Genomic DNA, 5,717 nt, shown 5'->3' with positions numbered 1-5,717 from the left:
TCAAAGTCCGATGTGCCAGCGAGCACGCTAGGTCGATCAGGAGCAGACGCGCGGATAACTCATCATGGCCCGGGCCACTACGCCCAACCAGGAGGCCGGATATACGTGAGCAATCGATCCCCTTGTTATCCAACATTCGCGCTGGCAAAACGGGAGGAGTCCATATACGGACTTCAGTCCGACAGACCCCGCCCGATCAACCCGCGCTGTCTGACTTGGGGGCCGACCTGCAGCCACGCTGCACCGGCCTGGATTTTCGGCCAGCGGGTGGCGCATCCAGCGAGACAGGCGACCGACGCGGGTAAGATGGCGGCATCCCCGGAAGGCCTGCGTCCATGAACGACAACGAAGCCCGCGCCCGCATCCTCATCAACACCCAGCTCACCGATCAGGGCTGGAACATCCATGACGCCAACGCCGTGCGCTACGAAGTGGCGCTCGCCGACGGGGGCTTTGCCGACTACGTGCTCTACGACCGGCGGGGTCGTCCGCTGGCGGTCATCGAGGCCAAGCGTTTTTCCATCGATCCCCGTTTCGCCGCGGCCCAGGCCCGCCGTTACGCCCAGCAGCTCGGTGTGGCCTACGTCTTTCTGGCCAACGGCCGCGAAACCCAGTTCTGGGAATGGCAGGCCGAAGCCCATCCCCGGCTGGTCAAGACCTTCTTCAAGCAGGACGACCTCGAACGCCGGGCGGCCACGCTCCAGCTGCGCCGCAAACCGCAGGATGTACCCACCGACACCCGCATCGCCGGGCGCTACTACCAGATCGCCTGCATCGACGCCCTGTGCCGCGAGATTGGCCTCGGCCGGCGCAAGCTGCTTGTCGAGATGGCCACCGGCACCGGCAAGACGCGCACCGCCGCCGCCTTCATCAAGCGCCTGTTCGAAGCCCACTGCATCACCCGGGTGCTCTTTCTGGTGGACCGCAACCCCCTCGCCATCCAGACCATCGACGCCCTCACCGAACACCTGCCCGACTACCCCGCCTACGTCCAGCGCAGCGGCCAGCGTTTTCAGGACGAAAAGAACATCACCGTCACCACGCTGCAGAGCATGGTCAACATCTACCGGGATTACTCCCCCGGCTATTTCGATCTCATCATCAGCGACGAATGCCATCGCAGCATCTATGGCAAATGGAGCGGGGTGCTCAAGTACTTCGACGGCATCCAGCTCGGGCTCACCGCCACCCCTTGCGTGGCACCGGCGGCCGATCCGGGCGACGACGAAGACCAGCTCTTCGTGCGCGACACCCTGAAGTTCTTTGAAGTCGATCAGCCCACCTACTCCTACACCCTCAAGCAGGCCATTGCCGACGGCCATCTCGCGCCCTATCAGATCTACCGGGCCAAGACCGTGCTCACTGCGGCCGAGGGCGGCTTTCCGGTGAAGCGCAGCCAGCTCGACTGGCACGGCATGGATGCCGACACCCGCGCCGAACTCGAACTGCTCTTCGGCACCGAAGACACCATCGTCGTCGACCCTTCCGCCCTCGAACGCCGCTTCACCATCCCCGAGCGCAACCGCGCCATCGTCCGCGAGTTCCGGCAGGTCTATGACAACGGCTACATGGATGGCGCTGGCGTGCTGCGCAAGCCGCTCCTGGGCAAGACCATCGTGTTTGCCGTCACCAAGCGCCACGCCGCCACCCTGGCCGAGATGTTCGACCACGCTTTTGCCGATCTCAAACCCGACCCCGCCATCCGCTACGCCGATTACGTCGTCTCCGACCTCGGCCCCGACGACGAAGCCGACGCCTACACCAAGATCCGCCGCTTCAAGAAAGACAAGTTTCCCCAGATCCTCGTCTCGGTGAACATGCTCGACACCGGCTTCGACTGCCCCGAGATCGTCAATCTTGTTTTCGCCCGCTTCACCCGGTCGAGCATCCTCTACCAGCAGATGCGCGGCCGCGGCACCCGCAAGCTCCCCGGCAAGCCCATCTTCACCCTGTTCGATTTCGTCGGCGTCACCGATCTCCACGGCGATGCCGACACCTGGGGCGAGGGCGGCGTGGTCACCGAGCCGGCACGCAAGCGCTACCAGCCGCGCCGCCTGCTCGGCCTCGACATCCACGACCAGATCGACCCCGCCAGCCGGGGCTGGATGACCCTCGACGAAGACGGCAAGCTCGTCATCCCCGGCGCCGTCGAAGCCCGCGCCGCCGAACTCGGGGCGCGGTTCGAAGCCTGGCTGCTCCGCCAGATTGGCCTCGATGCCGAACAGGAACGCTGGCTCGCCCTCCTGGGCAACCAGATCCGCGCCAACGCCGACAGCCTCGACGCCCTCCAGCCCGAGCACTTCGCCTGCTTCCATGTCTTCGAGCAGCTCGGCGGCCTCCCCGGCGCCCTGCGCATCTTTGGCGGCCCCGCGCCCCTCGATGCCCTGCTCGCCAGCCTCAACGTCGCCCTCTTCGGCACCGACGACGGCTCACCCCCGCGCCCGGGCGACGCCCCCGCTGCCAACCGCTGAAACCCCGCCGGCCCACCGCCGGCATTGACCTCGCCGCCCTGTTTGCCACAATGGCGGCCCTTTCGACGTTCCCACCAGCGCCCATCCCATGCCCCTCACCCCCGACATGCGCCGGTCCATCGACCAGATCCGCGACTACCTCTTCGGCGGTGGCTACCCCGATCCCGTCAGCAACGCCGAACAGCTCTCCTTCCTGTTCTTCTTCTACCTCGTCGAAGGCATCGACGCCGCCAACCAGAGCAAGGCCAAGGTCCACAAGCTCGCCTACACCCCCTTGTTCGATGGCGACTGGACCCTCAAGAACCCCCTCAACGCCCCCGCCGAAGGCGTCACCACCATCCCCCGCTCGCGCTTTCGCTGGTCCGTATGGGCCAAGGGCCTGAATGGCGAAGCCCTGGTGCGTTTTGTGCGGGATGAAGTCTTCCCCTTCTTTGCCGAACTCGGCCAGCGCACCGCCCACAACTTCATGGACGGCGCCCGACTCACCATCGACGAACCCACCGTGTTCACCCAGGTCGTCAGCCTCGTCGACGGCCTGCGCCTCGACCAGTCCGACGCCGACACCAAGGGCGACCTCTTCGAACACGTCCTCCGCCAGATCCGGCAGGCCGGCGAGCTCGGCCAGTTCCGCACCCCGCGCCACATCATCCGCGCCATCGTCGAGATGATCGACCCGCAGCTCGGCGAAACCATCTACGACCCCGCCGCCGGCACCGCCGGCTTTCTGGTGGCCGCCTACAACCACCTGCGCCTCGCCCACTCCAGCCCCGCCGCCATCCATGAAGACGAAGTGGACGGCAAGCGCCAGCGCCGCGGCTACGGCGACCGCCTCTCCGGCCCCGAAGTCGCCCGCCTGCAGACCGGCACCTTCTACGGCAACGACGTGGACCCCAAGATGGTCCGCCTCGCCACCATGAACCTCACCCTGCGCGGCCTGCCCGACGTGCGCATCCTCAAGCGCAACGTGCTCACCCGCGCCCTCGACGCCGCCGAGAAGGCCGAACTCGGCCTGCCCGAGCGGGGCTACGACGTCATCCTTGCCAACCCGCCTTTCTCCGGCCGGGTGGATAAGGCCCGCATCATCGAAGACGTGAAGGTCGGCACCACCACCGCCACCGAGCTGCTCTTCCTCAAGTACATGCTCGACAGCCTGCGCGAAGGCGCCGCCGATGGCGAAGGCGGCGGGCGCTGCGGGGTGATCGTGCCCGAAGGCGTGCTGTTTGGTTCCACCGGCGCCCACCGCGAGCTGCGCCGCCAGCTCATCGAGAACAACCGCGTCGAGGCCGTGCTCAGCCTGCCCGGCGGCGTGTTCCAGCCCTATTCGGGGGTCAAGACCTCGGTGCTGTTCTTCCGCCGCGGCGGGCGCACCGGGCAGGTGCTCTTCCTCCACGCCGACCACGACGGCTACAAGCTCGACGCCAACCACGACGCCCCGGTGGCCGACGACGACCTCCCCGCCCTCGCCGATGCCTACCGCCGCCGCGCCGCGCTGGGCGCCACCTGGGCCGCCCGCGACCCCGAGGCCGAATGGACCGAGAAATGGTGGTTTGCCGACACCGCCCAGCTCCGCGCCAACGACTTCAACCTCTCCGCCGGCCGCTACCGCCCCATGAGCCGCAGCACCGTCGAACACCGCGACCCCCGCGAGCTGCTCGCTGAGCTGGCGGCGATCGAAGCGGAGATTGCGGAGGAGGTGGAGGGGCTGCGGGGGTTGCTGGAGGAAGGGGTATGAGTGCGTGGCCCCGCAAACCACTGGGTGACATTTGTACTATTAACCCTCGCTTGCCGAAGGTTCATGAGCTGACCGATGAGCAGCTTGTTTCCTTCATACCAATGGCGGCAATAGATGAAACAGCTGGCAGCATCGCAAATCAGCAGTCACGACCTTTTCGCGAAGTCCGAAAAGGCTATACGTCCTTCCGTGAAGGGGATGTTCTTTTTGCCAAGATCACTCCGTGCATGGAGAACGGAAAAGCTGCAATAGCTAAGGATCTGATTGGCGGATGCGGGTTTGGATCAACCGAGTTCCATGTGCTTCGGCCTGGCTCAGAGGTAATGGCTGAATGGCTGTTTTATTTCATCAGACAGCCGGAGTTTCGCGCACAGGCCAAACTCAATTTCAGCGGCACCGCAGGGCAACAGCGCGTTCCAACGACATTCATGTCGGCAGCAGCTATTCCGCTCCCCCCGCTCCCCGAACAACGCCGCATCGTCGACATCCTCTCCCGCGCGGAAGGCATCGTCCGGCTGAGGCGGGAGGCGGAGAAGAAGGCCGCCGAGCTGATTCCAGCGCTGTTCATCGAGATGTTTGGCGACCCGGAGATCAATACCAGATCGTGGCCCGTCAAGCCCATCGGTCAGCTAGGTATCGTTCAGTTAGGCCGACAGCGTGCGCCGAAATACCAAACAGGGAAATTCACACGCCCTTATGTAAGAGTTGCCAATGTCTTTGAGGATCGTATTGATACCTCAGATATTCTGGAAATGGACTTTGATGCTCGTGACTACGAGCAGTATCGGCTTGAGTCATCCCATTACACACATCTCCCCCCCCCTGTACCCTATCGTCCTGAGTGACGAACACAGGGAGCGTGCAGATGAGCTGGGCGAAGCAGGAGTTTGAGACGATCGAGCTGGGTGATGCACGGCTGAATCAGCGTGCAGTGCTGCTGGCCGAACGACTGGGGCAGAAGCCCGGAGCGAGCATTCCCGGTGCGTGCGAGAACTGGGCCGAAACGGCCGCGGCGTATCGATTCCTGCGCAACGAACAGGTGGGCTGGGAGGAGGTGCTGAGCGCCCACGCCCAGGCCAGCCAGGCGCGGATCCGCGAGCACGCAGTGGTGCTGTGCATCCAGGACACCACCGAACTGGACTACAACGGGCAGGCGATGAGTGGGCTGGGGCCGCTCAGCTTTGAAGCCCAGCGCGGCCTGTACCTGCACCCCACCTACGTCGTCAGCCCCGAGCGCGAGCCGCTGGGCGTCACCAACGCCTGGACCTGGGCGCGGGAGTTCAAGCAGGGCGATGCGCCGCGCGGCGGTGTTCTCGAGAGCGTGCGCTGGGTCGAGAGCTACGAGCGCATCGCCGAACAGGCCCGCGCCCTGCCCGAGACCCGACATGTGTGCATCGGCGACCGGGAGTCGGACATGCTGTCGCTGCTGGTCAAGGCACGCGACCTCGGCTACCCGGCCGATTATCTGGTGCGCTGCCAGCACAACCGGGTGCTCCCCGAGGGCGACAAACTGT

General features: G+C 65.3%; 4 protein-coding genes. All 4 read left to right on the top strand.

Annotated elements, in window-relative coordinates:
- The first annotated feature begins 335 nt into the window (after nt 1–335).
- Complete coding sequence (locus GH681_RS22380) at nt 336–2,471, top strand: DEAD/DEAH box helicase family protein (protein WP_153163724.1); 2,136 nt, start codon at nt 336–338, stop codon at nt 2,469–2,471.
- Nucleotides 2,472–2,559: 88 nt separating this feature from the next.
- The gene (locus GH681_RS22375) at nt 2,560–4,203 is read left to right on the top strand and encodes a class I SAM-dependent DNA methyltransferase (RefSeq protein ID WP_153163723.1); all 1,644 of its coding nucleotides are present in this window, start codon (nt 2,560–2,562) and stop codon (nt 4,201–4,203) included.
- The gene (locus GH681_RS22370; RefSeq protein ID WP_153163722.1) at nt 4,200–5,048 is read left to right on the top strand and encodes a restriction endonuclease subunit S; all 849 of its coding nucleotides are present in this window, start codon (nt 4,200–4,202) and stop codon (nt 5,046–5,048) included. The genes GH681_RS22375 and GH681_RS22370 overlap by 4 nt, the downstream gene beginning before the upstream one ends.
- Before the next feature lie 20 nt (nt 5,049–5,068).
- Nucleotides 5,069–5,717 (top strand): transposase (locus tag GH681_RS22365; protein WP_194271316.1); only part of this gene is annotated, 649 nt, incomplete at its 3' end.

It is taken from the genome of Zoogloea sp. 1C4 (assembly GCF_009469605.1).
GTDB lineage: Bacteria > Pseudomonadota > Gammaproteobacteria > Burkholderiales > Rhodocyclaceae > Zoogloea > Zoogloea oryzae.
The sequence above is the reverse complement of the archived record's forward strand: the minus strand, read 5'-3'. Positions and strand labels throughout refer to the sequence as shown.

Bases quoted from the DNA above. Each gene is read 5' to 3' on its own strand.
- GH681_RS22370 (WP_153163722.1), top strand. From the start codon at position 4,200: ATGAGTGCGTGGCCCCGCAAACCACTGGGTGACATTTGTACTATTAAC.
- GH681_RS22380 (WP_153163724.1), top strand. From the start codon at position 336: ATGAACGACAACGAAGCCCGCGCCCGCATCCTCATCAACACCCAGCTC.
- GH681_RS22375 (WP_153163723.1), top strand. From the start codon at position 2,560: ATGCCCCTCACCCCCGACATGCGCCGGTCCATCGACCAGATCCGCGAC.